13 protein-coding genes are annotated in these 16,089 nt (G+C 44.5%); 5 read left to right on the forward strand and 8 right to left on the reverse strand.

The annotated features are described in order from the left end of the window. Together AACV12_RS16230 and AACV12_RS16235 are read right to left on the reverse strand one after the other, a co-directional pair. Entirely contained in the window at positions 1–1,548 is a 1,548-nt protein-coding gene (locus AACV12_RS16230; RefSeq protein ID WP_170900913.1) for a DUF3369 domain-containing protein, read from the reverse strand. A gap of 237 nt (positions 1,549–1,785) precedes the next feature. Next, positions 1,786–2,628 carry an AraC family transcriptional regulator gene (locus AACV12_RS16235; protein WP_029189683.1) on the reverse strand — a complete coding sequence of 281 codons (843 nt, stop codon included), beginning with the start codon at positions 2,626–2,628 and terminating at the stop codon, positions 1,786–1,788. A gap of 94 nt (positions 2,629–2,722) precedes the next feature. Between AACV12_RS16235 and AACV12_RS16240 the strand changes: the two genes are divergently transcribed. After that, positions 2,723–4,117 carry an MATE family efflux transporter gene (locus AACV12_RS16240; protein ID WP_170900916.1) on the forward strand — a complete coding sequence of 465 codons (1,395 nt, stop codon included), beginning with the start codon at positions 2,723–2,725 and terminating at the stop codon, positions 4,115–4,117. Between the two features lie 76 nt (positions 4,118–4,193). Here AACV12_RS16240 and AACV12_RS16245 read toward each other — a convergent pair whose 3' ends face one another. The 3 genes from AACV12_RS16245 to phhA form a co-directional block, all read right to left on the reverse strand. Beyond that, positions 4,194–6,518, reverse strand: a complete 2,325-nt coding sequence (locus tag AACV12_RS16245) for a methyl-accepting chemotaxis protein (RefSeq protein WP_170900918.1) — start codon at positions 6,516–6,518, stop codon at positions 4,194–4,196. Positions 6,519–6,834: 316 nt separating this feature from the next. Further along, entirely contained in the window at positions 6,835–7,167 is a 333-nt protein-coding gene (locus tag AACV12_RS16250; RefSeq protein ID WP_013868428.1) for a 4a-hydroxytetrahydrobiopterin dehydratase, read from the reverse strand. Continuing rightward, a complete protein-coding gene (phhA, locus tag AACV12_RS16255) occupies positions 7,160–7,951 on the reverse strand; it encodes a phenylalanine 4-monooxygenase (RefSeq protein ID WP_017045087.1) in 792 nt (263 codons plus the stop codon). The genes AACV12_RS16250 and phhA overlap by 8 nt, the downstream gene beginning before the upstream one ends. Before the next feature lie 271 nt (positions 7,952–8,222). On the opposite strand from phhA, the gene AACV12_RS16260 reads away from it, so the two are divergent. Then, positions 8,223–10,196, forward strand: coding sequence for an acetoacetate--CoA ligase (locus AACV12_RS16260; protein WP_170900985.1), 1,974 nt, complete (start codon positions 8,223–8,225; stop codon positions 10,194–10,196). A gap of 133 nt (positions 10,197–10,329) precedes the next feature. Next, positions 10,330–11,265 carry a LysR family transcriptional regulator gene (locus AACV12_RS16265; RefSeq protein ID WP_170900921.1) on the forward strand — a complete coding sequence of 312 codons (936 nt, stop codon included), beginning with the start codon at positions 10,330–10,332 and terminating at the stop codon, positions 11,263–11,265. A 296-nt stretch (positions 11,266–11,561) separates the two neighbouring features. Here AACV12_RS16265 and AACV12_RS16270 read toward each other — a convergent pair whose 3' ends face one another. Beyond that, entirely contained in the window at positions 11,562–12,143 is a 582-nt protein-coding gene (locus AACV12_RS16270; protein ID WP_049785471.1) for a class I SAM-dependent DNA methyltransferase, read from the reverse strand. 213 nt (positions 12,144–12,356) lie between these two features. On the opposite strand from AACV12_RS16270, the gene AACV12_RS16275 reads away from it, so the two are divergent. Further along, entirely contained in the window at positions 12,357–13,235 is an 879-nt protein-coding gene (locus AACV12_RS16275) for a LysR family transcriptional regulator (protein ID WP_010319645.1), read from the forward strand. A 219-nt stretch (positions 13,236–13,454) separates the two neighbouring features. Further along, positions 13,455–14,351: a cation diffusion facilitator family transporter gene (locus AACV12_RS16280; RefSeq protein ID WP_017043151.1), complete on the forward strand. Its 897-nt coding sequence runs from the start codon at positions 13,455–13,457 to the stop codon at positions 14,349–14,351. Positions 14,352–14,426: 75 nt separating this feature from the next. On the opposite strand, the gene yddG is transcribed toward AACV12_RS16280, so the two are convergent. Further along, complete coding sequence (yddG, locus tag AACV12_RS16285; protein WP_170900925.1) at positions 14,427–15,341, reverse strand: aromatic amino acid DMT transporter YddG; 915 nt, start codon at positions 15,339–15,341, stop codon at positions 14,427–14,429. Next, complete coding sequence (locus tag AACV12_RS16290; RefSeq protein ID WP_026028176.1) at positions 15,338–15,937, reverse strand: sugar O-acetyltransferase; 600 nt, start codon at positions 15,935–15,937, stop codon at positions 15,338–15,340. Before AACV12_RS16290 ends, yddG begins: the two co-directional genes overlap by 4 nt. Between the last annotated feature and the right edge of the window lie 152 nt (positions 15,938–16,089).

Below are 16,089 nucleotides of genomic sequence, written 5' to 3' on the forward strand. Positions count from 1 at the left end.
TTAATCTGGGTGTTGATCTCGAATGGCAATAAAATCATCCCAATGCGCCAGCATCAAATCAACCAACATGGGGTCAAAATGCTTTCCTTTTTGCACAACAATTTCTTGCTTGATCGCCTCTTCCGGCCAAGCATCTTTATAACTGCGTTTGGAACCAAGAGCATCAAACACATCGGCTAATGCGGTGATTCTGCCACTGATAGGAATGCCTTCACCAGCTAATTGGTTTGGGTAACCGCTTCCATCCCATTTTTCATGGTGAGAACCGGCAATCTCTTTCGCTTTGATAATTAAACTGCGTTTTGAACGACTTAAGATATCAACACCGTATTCAACGTGTTTTTGCATGATCGCCCATTCTTGAGCGTCCAATTTCCCTGGTTTATGAAGAATACTATCAGGGATCGCCACTTTGCCTACATCGTGCAGGGGTGACGCATTTTTAATCATATAAATATCCTGCTCAGGTAAGGTCATTAATGTGGCTAATTTTTCACAGATCAGAGAAACACGCTGTACGTGAGCCCCTGTTTCTTTGCTTCTGGCTTCGACGGCATTGGCTAAGTTATAAACAAGCTCCCTCGATGTTTCGCGTAAATCAAGCTGTAAGTTCAAGTTCTCAAAAGTCAGCCCAATATTATGCATATAGATTTCAAGTAGACGTTCATCGTTTTCAGACAAGCGCTCAAGTAAATTGATATAGAGTAGATTCTCTACGCCACGGCTGTCTGTCATATACAGTACAGAAGCATCATCATAGCTATGAGACATTTTGGTCTGCAAAGCAAGAAGACAACGCTTAGCCACTTCCGAAGGTAAGCGCGAGAAATCACAGTCAGAATAAAAATCGACAAATCCTCCAATAGCCGCGAGCGTTAAAGCACACGAACCTTCGCCTTCAGATTTAGGCTGAACGATACAATAAAATGCCGATGCATGGAGTTTAAGTAAAGAAGTGAGCTGGCTCAGTACAGATTCAGCATAAGCTTGCAAGGTGGTAGTATTTTGTACCTTCGCTGAGGCTTCAATTACGCGTTTAAGCCCCTCTTTCTGCTCTTCTATCAAACAGAGATCCCGATAAGATCGCAACATCGAATAGAGCAGGGTTCTGAGTTTTTGTGTGGTAAGCTCTGTTTTCTCTTTATAGTCATCGATTTCATACTCTTGGATGACCGTATCTTCAGGGGCTTGTCCTGCTTGACCCGTGCGCAGCACTAAACGAATAATTTTATTCCTACACTCTTCACGAATATATTTTACCAATTCCAAGCCTGCATTTTCGGTCTCCATGACAACATCGACTAATGCCAACGCAATATCTTGCTTTGTTCTGATGAGCTCTTTGGCTTCAATGCCAGACATAGCAGACAGTAGCTCTAGTGGCCGTCCTTGAAATGAAAACCCTCTTAGCGCTAAACGAGTGATCTGGTGCATCTGCTCATCATCATCCACCAGCAGTACTCGCCATGGCTTATTTTCAACACTAAGTTCATGACTCTCTTCACTCTTTGGTTGAGTCTCTTGTCGAAAATCCGCAAACAGATCCATCGCTTATCTCTCTATATTGACAATATTCCTACTCTTATAGGTTTAGCACATAACCGTTTTGTTGGTGGTTAGAATCTAATTAATGTGATGAATAAATTGATTTTTACAAACCATATCCTCAATGATATTGATATTTCAATCACCTTCATAAGCTGTGCTCGAGGTGCAATAATTTCATCGTGTTTAGTAGATAAGAAAGTTTATGAATGAAGAGTGCCATTTACCAATGCCGTGGAATTAATCATTTCGTTTTTTACGAAATTCTCGTGGTGTGCAATGGCTCCATACCTTAAAACGAGTACTAAAGTTTGCTGGGTTAGGATAGCCGACAATGTCACCGACATGTTGGATTGGCCAGTCGGTAGAAACAAGCAAACGAGCGGCGTACTCCATACGCATTCGCGTTAAGTGGGCTTTAGGACTGTGGCCAAAGTGCTGTTGACATAAACGATGTAAATGAGCTTGCGAGCAAGGAAATAATGCGGCGAGATTTTCTATTGTCCAATCTTTATGCAGCTGGCTCTGGACACGCTGAAAGACGCGATTTAAACGCAACAAAGTACGCGAGAGCGGCAGTTCAATCGGTGCTCGGAGCATGATTTCTATCTGTTCAACAATGCGTTGCCCGACCTGCTCACCAAGCTCAGCAGGCAATGTTAAGGTTCGCAGCAGCGCTTGAATACTCGCATACATGACCGCAGCGATAGGCGTTAATGTGTAATGTATTTCTTCTTTTACGGTGTTTTTCCAATGACGCTGTGGTGCAAGAAAGATCCACACCACTTGCCACTCTTCTTCTTCAATTCCAAAACCATTTTCGACACCCGCTGGTACCACAATTAATGAGCTCGGTTCCAGTAAGTAACTGTCAGTTCCACTCGTTAGCCAACCTTTGCCCTTCACTGTGTACAACAGCATATGCACGCTCTGATTTTTCCGATAAACAGAAAACATTTCGCGGCAGGTTGCAATTCCGCATTGCACAATGCCGCTTTGCTCCAATGCTAAGACGCGACTTTGGTCAATAAATTCTTGATGTGTTTTATCTGAGATGGAATATCGTTCTTGCTTGTCTGACATATGAGAGTTTGGCAAAAGTTATAGAGGTATTGAGAGAATACAAAAATTACGATTCGATTTACACTTGCCGCATATCAAAATGAGGTAATGCACCATGTTAATGACTCCCTTTCATCAGCTAGACCGTCAATTTTGGCGCAAATTGATCGATATTGGTGTACCGGTATCCCTCCAGTCAATGCTGTTTTCACTGTTAGGTGTAGTGGATATTTTTATGGTCAGCCAATTAGGTGAATCCGCTACGGCGGCCGTTGGTGTTGGCAACCGAATATTTTTCTTTAATCTCATCGTTATTGTTGGCGCTAGCGGTGCAGTAAGCGTGTTAGCTTCGCAATATTTTGGTGCAGGTAACATCGAGGGCATAAAACGGACATTGGCTCAGTCTTGGATAGTGGCTCTGCTGTTTACACTCCCCTTTATGCTGCTCTATTTGTGGATACCTCAGTCTGTTGTTTCTTTAGTGGCCAATGATGCTCAATACGTCACACTAGCCACGGATTATTTATGGATCACAGCACTTAGCTTATTTTGTACCGCATTAGTAGTGCCACTAGAGAGCGCACTACGTTCTGTCGGCGTGGCAAAGTTGCCAACTCAAGTAAGCATTCTGGCCATCATTATTAACGCTGTCTTAAACGCTTTACTCATTTTTGGCCTGTTCGGCTTTCCAGAATTAGGGGTTGTGGGTGCAGCGATTGGCACAAGCATCTCACGCGGCTGCCAAACCATGCTGCTTTTTTGGCAAGTAAAGCGACATTACGCTCATCTATTGCCCAATCGCGAAAACTGGCAGCAAGCAAAAATGAAACACCATAGACAGCGCTATTTTAAAGTCGCAAGGCCAATGATTATTCACGATTCAGCATGGGCGGCTGGCATTTTGATTTACAACGTTATTGTCGGCCAGTTGGGCGTTTCTGAACTTGCGATTATCTCACTGCTTTCCCCCATTGAAAGTGTACTCATTTCCGCCTTTCTTGGATTTGCCGTGGCCGCCTCTATCTTGCTTGGACATGAAATTGGTGCACAGCGTTACGAACGTGCCGCGCAGACTTCTTGGTGGTATGTACTTACTAGCTGCGGGCTGGCGTTGCTGCTGGCATTGTTCTGCTTTTTGACTGAACCTTGGATTTACGCTTTGATCGAAAAAAGTCCACTGCATGATACACAAATGGCCGTGAATGTTTGCTTAGTAATGGCGTTTGGGATGGTACTACGGGTATTTAATATGGTCGGTATCGGTGGCGTGTTAAAAAGTGGCGGCGATATTAACTACAGTATTTTCATTGACTTATTTGGCCAATGGGCGATTGGCATTCCGTTGGCTTATTACACAGGGTTGGTTCTTGGCTGGCCTTTGCATTGGGTTATGATGGTTATTATGCTTGAAGAGGCCGTCAAAATTATCCTTACAACACAACGGATCTATTCCAAACGTTGGATCAATAACTTGGTCAACGAGACAGAGCCTTCAACGCTCCAAGCATAGTTAAACCGAGTATAACTCTATGCTTGGAGCGAATGTAACCAACACAGTTGCTGATTAAGTAGGAAATGTCTTAGTGTTACGCCTTATATTTGAACTGAGCAATCTCACTATTTAGTGTCTCTGCTTGCCCAGAAAGGTCGGTAAGCACTCCATCAACATCATTCACTTGTCCAGAAACCGACAGTGAAGCATCGGCAATCGAAGTAATGCTACTGCTGATTTCATCCGTTACTGATTTTTGCTCTTCTGTCGCGGCAGCAATTTGCACATTCATGTCATTCAGTTCGGTTAACATTGACATGATTTGAGCAAGCATATCCGTATTCAAATGGCAGGTTTCAACCCCTTTCACCACGGTTTTATTGGCCTTTTCAATTCCCTGCGACACACTGTTTATTTCATGTTGTAGCGAATCGATTTTTTTACGGATCTCTTCAGTAGAAGTCTGCGTGCGCCCTGCTAATGATCGCACTTCATCGGCAACGACCGCAAAACCACGACCCTGCTCGCCAGCACGTGCTGCTTCAATCGCCGCATTAAGGGCCAGTAAGTTGGTCTGCTCGGCGATACCTTGGATAACATCAAGCACTTCAGCAATAGAATTACTTTCACTATGGAGCCGCTCAATAGCTTCCACCGCCATCTTCATCTCATCGCTCAACAAACTGATTTCATTTCCCAACGCTTCCCCGACGTCGACACTTTGTGACCCTGTATCATTAGCTGATTTCACATAATCGGCAGCTCGGCTAGCAAACTGCGCTACCTCGCCAATTGAAGCACTCATTTGATTTACCGCCGCCGCGACCGATTCTGTTCTCATACTCTGCTCGGCAACAGCGCCTCGCGTGCTCTCCATATTGGAAGACATACGATGAGTGCTGCCGTTGAGTGACTCCGTCGCCCGCGCAAACTGCTCAATGGTTTTCTGTAAGCTGCTAAATAGCTGGTTAAAGGCAACCGCAACTTCCGCCATTTCATCTTTACCCTTTTCACTTAAACGCGCGGTTAAATCATTCTCCTGATTAATCCGATGCAGCTCTAACGACGCACTGCGGATAGGTTTGGATATACCACTTCCCACGATGTAAGAAATAAAGAGTGAAAGCACCACAAGAACAGCAATACTAATAAACACCGTCTGCAATACTGAACGCTCTAAAGTCGAGACATCTTGCAACGCCTCAGATTGATCGATTTCAGTTAATATAGCCCATTTTTGTCCTAAAACATCCAGAGGTGCGTAAGCCGAAAGTACTTCAACATTACGATAGTCTTTGATGGTTTCTAGGCCTTGTCCACCCGCCAATGCCTGTCGTACCGCGTCGGTCTTGATGCGTTGACGTCCAATGGCCGAACCCTTGGTTTTGATTTGCTCAATGGTGGCAGGCTCAACACCAATATCAGTTAAGGTTTGAAAGTATTGCTCAGGATCTTCTAATAAAAACCGTGATTGACTGCGCAATAAACCATCTTGCCCCACAAGGTAAGTTTCTCCACTTTTACCGAGCCCCGCATCAGCCCAGCTACCGCCAAATGTCATGATGTTGTTGATCACATCGATCGGCATCTGAAAGATCAGCGTGCCTACCCGCTGCTGTTCTTTGAAAATTGGGGCCGAAATAAACGAAGCCGCTGCCTCATAGGAAGGATAATAAGGTGCAAAATCTTCGAGGTAGGATTGCCCCTCTTGCAAGTTTTTTGCCTTAGCAAATGCATGGCCTAGCCCCGAATTTTGATATGCGCCAGTTGATAAATTGGTCGCAAAATCCAGTTCTTTAAACACGGTATAAACCACGTTGCCTGACAAATCGACAAGGAAAATATCGTAATAGCCAAACGCTTCTAAAAATCGCCTAAATGAGGCGTGATAACGCCGGTGAGCTTCATCATAGCTGCTGCCCAATGAATCAAAATCCAAGTGATGTTTGGATCCAAGCTCGTTAGGGTTTACGCCGATGTAGCGAGCCTGCAGTGCTTTTCCCTGCTCTGAAAGCTGTGCAAATGCACCAAGTTCATTTGGCTGACTGCCATTGTTTTCCTGACGGTAAGTACGACCAAACTGATCACGATAATACCGTTCTAGCGCATCCGTATCTTGGGGCGTTATACGGTGGGCAGGATAACGAGAGAACGAACGAGTAAAAGAATCCATTGCTTCTTGAGTCGATACCTCGGAAGACAAGGTCTCAATTTGCAGACGGATCTGTTTGAAATAGTTAGTTATTTCACTCTTTTTGATTTCGCGTACGGAGGTAAGTTGATTTGCGGCTCGGTCATAAAGTGCTTGGCTTGAGAGCTCTGATGCTCGCCACCCAACAAAACCACCGCTGATTACCACGCCAACTGAACACAAGATAGTACATGCCGCAATGATTTTCGTTGATATTTTCATAGTCAAACCCTACGCATAGAAATGAACAACTTTTTGTAAAGCCATCGTCGCCCCCAGCCACTGGGTTTATATGAAATTTGTATTATGAGCTTTTCAAAGTGTAGGTCACGGTTTGGCTTTTGCGTAGAAAAACGACCGGATACATCCAAACAACTTGTTGAAGTTGCGGGTAGGCGGTAAGTGAGCTCATCCCCATGAGCACAAGTAAACTCTATGCTGGGTTGAGCAAACGTAGCCAGCACTGCTGCAGCTTCAAGTGCACAACGAAGGGAAAATAACCACCAGGTCGAGATCTAAAACTAACACATTGATAGTATTGGTTTTAATCGATTAATCCATCACATTTTGCGGCGCAGATAAAATCGTTTTTGTGCAATCCTTTGATGGAATGGCTCCACCAAGTCACGGTCACTTTTCCCCACTCTAATAACAAACTGGGGTGGTGAAATTCCGCTTCAGCTAATTGAGCAACTTGGTTAGAAAATGCCCACGCCAACTTGAAGTTTTTGAACACATACACTTTTTCCAACTGGGGGATGTCATCACGTACAACAATAGACCACCCCTCAAGCTCAGTGAGTAGTTGCTGCTGCTCGGGGATCGATAATGCTAGCGCATCAAGGCTACAAGCTTCACAACGTAATTCTTCAAGCATGGGTCTCTTCCTTGGGTTGAAATAAGGGGGCCAACAAGCCTGCCTGCATGGCACTTTCTACCTGCTGTACAAGATTTTCTTGGCTCAAATGGTACAGATCTCGTAGATCATCCAATACATAGTAAATGGGTTGCATGATATCAATACGATATGGCGTTCTCAGCACTTGTTGGATGTCAAATTTTTCACGTATGGCCGTTTGATTATCAAGGCTATACACGGTTTCAGCGGGGGAGGATAAAATACCTCCGCCATAGATTTTTACACCGTCACTTTCTTGCACTAAACCAAATTCGACCGTAAACCAATAGAGCCGCGCCAAATAAGCTCTCTGTTTTGGGCTCGCGTTAGCCCCAAGCTTGCCGTAAACCTGAGTAAATGATGCAAAATCAGGATGAGTAAGCATCGCGCAATGACCAAAAATCTCATGAAAAAAATCCGGTTCTTGCAAATAGTCAAACTCTTCACGGCTACGCAAAAACGTGGCAACTGGAAATTTTTTCTCTGCCAATAAGGCGAAAAATCGATCGAAATTAATTAAAGCGGGCACCGGCTCGACTTGCCATCCGGTTTCACGTTGCAAAATACGGTTGATATCGGGCAACTGAGGAACCTGATCTTTAGAGAGTTGCAGCATCGCTAACCCATCCAAATAGGCTTGGCATGCTCGCTGCTCAACGACGGTCTCTTGACGTGCGATCAGATCATACCAAATCCGATCCTCTTCGTTACTCCAGTCAATGAAACCTTTGCTATTTAATGGCTTAGAATGATACTGCGTCATACCACAACCTTTTAACAAACCGATTACATTAAGCCTATCGCCTCGTGAAAAGTCTGCCAATCTTAGGCTCGACATCTGACGACGCTCACGCGTAACAAATATTTTACATTTATGGTTTTTTTACTTAGATATCATGGATATGATTATGGCCAACCCGTTTGACTTTACGGCGTTCGCCGACAACACTAAACAGTGCCAACAGATCAGAAAATAAACGGATATATACCCACTTGTTAGGGTTGTAGGGAACGCGATTATGTTTGAAGAAAATTTGACGCCGCACACACCGCTTTGGGTCCCTAGCCAAGACCGCATCAAAGCGTCCAATTTAAACCAGTTTATTGAGCACATTAATATGCAAGGTGAGGCGATAGAAAGCTACTCACAACTGCATCTCTGGTCCGTTGCCGAGAGAAAACAATTTTGGTTAGAAGTGTGGCAATTTTGCGATGTGATCGGCTTTCGTGGTAACTGCATTTACGGTGAGGGGATTGCGAGATGGGACGACTTCACCGCCGCCAGAGACACAATTTGGTTTCCCCAAGCACAATTGAACTACGCGGAAAATCTGCTCTCTTATGCGTTTCAACAACCGGAAGGCATTGCCGTTTGGTTTAAAAATGAAAATGGGCAAAACAAGAAGCTAACATGGCAGCAACTCAGTGATCAGGTTTCTATTATCCAGCAGTGGTTAAAACAAAATGGAGTTGAAAAAGGTGATGTTGTCGCCGGTTACTTACCCTATATGACCGAAACTTTAGTGGCTATGTTAGCGACTACTAGCTTAGGAGCTGTTTGGACATCAACCTCTCCTGATTTCGGTGTCGACAGCGTAGTAGAGCGTTTCGGCCAAGTGCAACCCAAAATTTTATTCTGCTGCAATGGGTATACGTTTAATGGCAAAACCCATCTCATGGAAGAAAAAAACGGTCAGATTGCCGATGCTATTTCGAGCCTACACAACATTTGTCAGATCGAATATTTACAGCAACGCTCACTCACGGCTGATTTTAACGACGCTTTTTCTGATTGGAATGCGATTCTCGCAAGTTACCTTCCACGTGGGCTACGCTATGAACGCGTTGGCTTCAATGACCCACTGTTTATCTTGTACTCATCAGGTACGACAGGTAAACCCAAATGCATCGCCCATTCGGTTGGCGGTACGATTTTAAATCATCTCAAAGAGCATCAATTACACTGTGATATTCAACCGGGCGATCGTGTGTTTTATTACACCACTTGTGGGTGGATGATGTGGAACTGGCATGTTTCGGCGCTCGCTAGCGGTGCTACGTTGGTTATTTATGATGGTAGCCCAATGTATCCGCAACCGGGAGTATTGTGGGATTTGGCAGAAGAAGCCAACATCACTTTGTTCGGTACATCGGCCAAATATTTAGAGGCACTGCAAAAAACCGCGTATTCACCGAGCGATTACTACCCTCTCTCCTCACTGAAAACATTATGTTCAACAGGTTCGGTTTTGTACCCAAAACAGTTTGATTATGTATACGCCAACATAAAAGCGGACTTACACCTCGCCTCTATCTCGGGTGGAACCGATATTTGTGGCTGCTTCGTGCTTGGCAACCCCATATCGCCGGTGTATCGAGGAGAATGCCAAGGCGCAGGCTTAGGACTTGATGTCGCCGTATTTAACGACCTTGGTCAACCCGTGATACAACAACGGGGAGAGTTAGTCTGCTGCAACAGTTTCCCTAATCAACCCATCGGGTTTTGGCATGACGATGGCCAACGTTATCACAATGCGTATTGGAGCAAGTTCTCTGGTGTATGGCACCACGGTGATGAAGTTGAGTGGACCGACAATGGTGGAATACGTTTTTATGGGCGCAGTGACACCACCTTAAACCCTGGAGGCGTGCGTATCGGCACGTCGGAAATTTATCAGCAAGTAAATAGCTTGCCTGAAATACAAGATTCGGTCGCAGTGGGTCAGAAAATCGATAATGATGAGCAGATCATCCTTTTTGTACAACTGGCTCCACAGTGCGAACTCAACACCCTACTGGTGAACACCATCAAACAGCGCCTAAGAGAAAACTGCTCCCCTCGTCATGTACCTGCGCAGATCCATTCCATCAGTGATGTCCCGCGCACCAAATCCGGAAAACTGGTAGAACTCGCGGTGAAGCAACTACTTCATGGCGAGACAGTCAAAAACTTAGGTGCCATTGCCAATCCTCATGTATTAGAAGAAATCCACGCGCTGTTTACATAAACACGATTCTCGAAATAAAAGGCGATGGAAGTTGATGTAGGTACATAGCGGTAAATATTTCGGCAGCTTGTCAAATAACCCGCATCTTTTCGTGTAATTTGTCAGTATGTCAGTGATATGCTTTTGAAAAAGTTTGGAGGAACCGCCTTTATTTATGGATTATATTCACCTTTCAAGAATCAGTTTAAAACACTTAACAGCGCTACACGTCATGCTCAGTACCCGCAGCGTCACGCAGACAGCAGCCCAGCTCTGCATTAGCCCTTCAAGCATCAGTAAAAACTTGTCGCAATTGCGCATTCTCTTGGAAGATGAACTATTTTATCGTGACGGTACACATTTGATACCTACCCCTTTCGCGCTACAAATGGGCCCCACTGTCCATTCAATCCTCTCTAGCATGAATGGATTGCTGCATCACTCAAATTTCGAACCTCAACACTATCAGGGGAAATACCGCCTTGCGATGCGAGAAAGTGCCTTTGAGTTGTTTGCTCCTATTTTGACAAACGTAATAAAAAATCATGCACCGCAAGCTTCCTTTACTATCTACTCGAAAGATCACTATGGCTTCGACGCCCTGCAAAGCGGGCTGATTGATTTCGTCATTTTGCCACACGATATCAGCCAGCCCCCAACGCGAGATAAAGAACTCGTGTGGGAAGTGATTGCTCACGATGAAATGGTCTGCTTAATGCGTAGTGATCATGCTTTAGCCAATGAAGTACTCACTATCGATCACTACCTTGCTCAATCGCATATCGGCATCATGGACAAAGAGCTGGCTGAACCTTTTTTTGAACAGAATTTAGCTCAATCTCATCGAGCTCGTCATGTTCCGGTTGTTGTTGCTGACTTTGGTGCGGCCGCCATCTTATGCAAGCATACTGACTCACTCTTTACTTGCTCCAAACGCTGGGCGGAACAAGCGATGCAAGCTAGGGAGTTGCTCGTCAAACCGTTACCTTTCAATTATGGGAAAGTGGCTTACAGCCTAGTGTGGAACAAGCCCAGTATGAACGACCAAGCTTTGAAATGGTTGTGTGATCAGCTCAAAAAACCACACTGATGTTTGTGAATCAACATTGAAAATTTAGCTCAATGCTTAAAATAAAGAAGGCCAGCACTATTTTGCGCTGGCCTTCTTTATTTATCTTCTGATGTGCTTTTATTTTTGCTTAACCCTAGCCATGAGTTATCAGTCAACAAACAGAATTATTCGTGATCAATGCCTTATAGTCTTCTAGGGAGTGACTATCATGACACTTATCAACAAGCTAGAGCTTACGCAAGTTGGTCATTATGGAACAGTGAAATAATGTAAATAAGCCATTCTCAATCTGGAAAACCATCGACTTTATGATGTTATTTCCTACCAATGCCCATCACTACTGGCGCTAGACCTTTTGAATTTTTAATCTCAAACGCAACTGCGGTTTCCACCTGGCTAAAACCTGCGCTTTTCAGTTGTGTCTCAATTTGGTTTTGGCTAAGACCATAGTCAGGATCATCTTCTTCAACCAACCAGTCCCAATGAATAAAAACGCCATGCTCATCTAATAGAGAATGAATGATGGTAAATACTTCATTAAGATTCGGCACAAACGCGCACACAGATGACGCCACAACAAGATCGAATTGTTTGCGAAAGGCCGGATGTTGCGCGACTAGACCACGGGTCAGAAAATCCACCACGGGTTCAACGTTGACCAACTCTTTTTTATCCAACTCTTCAATCATGGCCTCAGAGCCATCGAGCGCGACAATATCTCTGGCATGGCGAGACATCATTTGGCTCAGCAAGCCCGTACCACACCCGAAATCAAGAACATGTTTACCTTCGAGAGTGACCCGTTTCTGCAATTGCTGAAACACATTTTGAGCAAAAAGCGTTGTGGATTCGTCCTGCTCCCACTGAGCCGCACACTCATCCCATTCGTTCGCCATCATGGCCTCCGTGTTACTTCTTGTATTGGGGAAATTTTCCCAAGAATAAACCAAAACTGTGTTACGTTCATAGAGTTACAGCTCAATCTTGACTAAGAAATGATGAACTGGCTTTGATTGGCGAGAAAACCGTCAGTTGGTAGAAGAACATCAGATAGGCAGTGGTACTAAAATTGTTTATGATCAATCCATTATTGTGCCTTAGAGAACGTTATGAACCTTTCTCAAATTGAAGCATTTTTCTCTGTCGCGGACACTGGCTCAGTCTCCGAAGCGGCGCGACAATTAGAATGTAACCGAACCAAACTCAGTATGGCGATTAAAGCGTTGGAGAAAGAGCTCGATACCGCTCTTTTTGTGCGCACCGGCAACAACCTGACCTTATCTGAAGCGGGGAAAGCAATTTATAAAGATTGTGAAAGTGTTTTGGTGACCATTGCACGTATAAAACACACCTGTACGCAAATATCACGGGGCTTCAACGCCGAGATGTGGATTGCCCGTGATGATTCTCTTCCTGATGCCTTGTGGCAAGATTTTGCACACCAGCTGAATAATCGTTTTCCCGCGACCTCGTTTAACCTTGTATTGGCTTCAAGCGGCGACTTAGCCAACTTGATTGCCACCCATCAAGTCGATTTTGCTTTTGGCGTCGATTACGAAAGGATCAATGACCCGCGGATCACTTATCAACCTTTGGGTAAAATCCGGATGATGTCGGTGTGCAAAAGTGACCACCCGCTAACTAAAATTTCGCGAGTCACCGACGAAGAACTGCGCAGAGCAATGCAAGCCGTGATGGTCTATTTAAACGAAAAAGATAACCCCGAATTACAACCTTTCTCTCGTCGCTACATTGGCTTCTCCAGTTTCGATTACATGCTCAATACCATCTTGACTGAGAATGCATGGGGCGTATTGCCAGAACCTTTAATTCGCCACTTCCTACGTGAACAAAAACTAACGGTGATTAAGCACACCTACGGTCTCACTCAAGAAGATTACTGCATGTTTACGGCCACGGGCATGGCCGAACACCCTGGCATGAACTGGTTAGCCGATAAGTTGCGTGACTATTTGTTTGATTTTTAATTTTCGTTGTTTAGCTTTCAAGATGCCCACATTTCAAACAATCTAAAGCGAAGACAGTCAGCGTCAATTATCCTGACAGGCAAATAAACTCATAACCAATTGTTTTAATTAAAAATAAACTTACTTCCCAATATTCAAGCCAACGACCAATGCACTTAGAGATTGTCAAAACCGTGCTTTAAGCCAAAATAACAGCATGTTTTCAACAGGTAGTCTTTTATGTGTGCTCGAACAAGAAATAATGAAAATCGCATTTTGACGATTTCGGCCCTTTTAGCTTCTGGCTTTGCTGGTGGCGGACTTGTGGTTGGTATGCTTGTCGGTTCACTGGTTATCGTGTTTGACGGTGTGTATTCACTGGTTAGTTTGCTGTTAACATTATTGTCGCTGGTGGCGTCACGCTACATTCGTAAACCTTCTGACTCGACTTTTCCCTTTGGACGCGCGGTGCTAGAACCTGCGGTTATTGCTATCAAAGCCAGCGTTATTTTGTTAGTCGTGAGTTATTCGTTGTACTCGGCTGTCATGGCATTGTTTAGCGGTGGTCGAGAAGTGGATGCTTCTATCGCAACTGTTTTTGGCACAGTGAACGTGATTGGTTGTGCGATTGCGTGGTGGTTCATGGTCAACAAGAGTAAACGTTACTCTTCTGGTTTGATTGACGCTGAAGTAAAACAGTGGCAAATGGACACGCTATTAAGCGTCGCGGTAACGGTCGGTTTCATTGCCGCTTGGTTGATGACCTTGTCTCCTTGGGCAAAATATGCCGTCTATGCAGACCCAATCATGATGCTATTAATGTCGTTTTACTTTATCAAAGTGCCTTATGACATGCTTAAATCGGCAACACGTGAATTGTTGATGATGTCACCAAGCAAAGAGATTTGTAAAACCGTGGATCAAGGTGTCATTGCCGTAGGTGAAGAATCAGAGCAAGATATCGAGTTGACTGCGGTGACTAAAGTCGGTCATGAGCTGTGGGTCAATGTCGATATTCGCCCTGATGAGAATGAAATGATTGCACTCGAAGATATCGAAAGTACTCGTCGCTCGCTACATAAGCGTTTATCAAAGCTGCCATTCGTACTGCAATTAACCATGAACGTAGCTCGTTAATCAGTCTCAATTAAACGGAAAAAGCCCTCTCGTTCCCGAGAGGGCTTTTTTATACATAGCAAAGCTGTTGCGATGTCAGGCTATTGGCATTTTCTCTTGCACCGTCGATTGACGTTCTCTGGTCGCCCACCAACAAATTAAAGAACCCATCGTCACCATAATCACACCTTGCCAAAAGCTTACCCCAAGCGCTACACCTAAGATTAGCGATGAAAGCAAGGTTGAAATCACTGGCGTAAAATAAGAAAGAGTCGCCAATAGAACCATGTTGCCACGCAAGATTGCCACATTCCAAAGTGCATAACCGCTGCCCATCACCACACCCGTTAACGCTAAATTCAAGGTTGCTGGAACGGTAAACACTAAAGTGCTTTCGCTGCTAAGAAAATACTTAATCCAGAGGGCGATAGCCGTAGCCATAAAGAACAGGATAATGGCATTTTGTCCATTGGCTAATTGTTTGGTGATATTGCAATAAACAGCCCAAATAATCGCCCCGCCAAACGCCATGCTATAGGTTAAGGGATTAGTCGCAATATTGGCTGATATTTGCATCACCGAAAACCCACTATCACCAGTAATGGTCCAAGCAACCCCGACAAATGCGAGTGCAACGCTTGGATACACAAGAATATGGACGGGTTTACGGCTGAGAAATACCGCAAACAACACCGTCAAGGCTAGCCACAAATAGTTAATCACCGCCATCTCGAGCGCTTGATGGCGATCATTGGCCATACCTAACGCTAATGCTAAGCAGATTTCGTAGCTCACAAAAAGCGCACCACCGATCAGAACATAACGCAGAGAAAAGTGTTTGAATTTAGGCACACCCATGACAAGCATCAGAAATACTGAGCTCACAGTGTAAATCAGCGCCGCCCCACCAATTGGGCTAAATTGCTCGGTGACCGTTCTGATTAGCCCCATGAGACAGCTCCACAGCAAGATAGCCGCAACACCAAATAGTGTATGTTTATGCTGCTTCAATGATGCCCTTCCTTAACTGAACTATGCAGGTCAGATGTTCCATTCATTTCTTTTAATGAACGGAGCACTCTCGCTGGTGTGCCTCCGACTAGGCTATCAGCTGGCACATCCTGATTGACCACTGAATTTGCCGCGACAACCGAACGGGCACCAATCGTGACTCCTTGATTAATAACAACGTTGCCACCAATCCATACGTCATCTTCAACCGTAATCGGCTTACAAAATGTTTCCCACAAGCGGCGGCTGCGATAATCCAAAGCATGCGCTGGTGTATAAAACTGGGTGTTAGGGCCAATCAAAACATGATTACCAATCGTGATTTTAGCGCCATCAAGCATAGTGACATTCATGTTGATAAAGGTTTCATCACCAATGGAAATTGTTTCACCGAATTCACAATAGAAAGGAGGCTGCACCACACTTTGTTGGCCAATTTGACGATATAGCTGAGTTTGCAATTGATGGCGGGCTGTAGCATCGGCGCATTGGTTGATCTGCAACAGTAAATGTCCTGCTTTGCTACGAATGGCTTCCATTTCTGGGTCTGCACCGTCAAACACCATACCATTCATCATTTTTTCCATTTCGGTCATGAGCCGTTCCTCCTTATGCATCTAGTTTATTTAGACTACTTGGATAAACAAAAGAAAAAAGAGAAAAGCTCACTGTTTCACTTTCCTCTTTAATTTCAACCAACCTGTAACGCACAGGAAAAGGCAAGATCAGAGCATATTGCTTTTTCCTA

The sequence above is a fragment of the Vibrio sp. 2-2(8) genome, assembly GCF_963888495.1.
Taxonomy (GTDB): Bacteria; Pseudomonadota; Gammaproteobacteria; order Enterobacterales; family Vibrionaceae; genus Vibrio; species Vibrio anguillarum.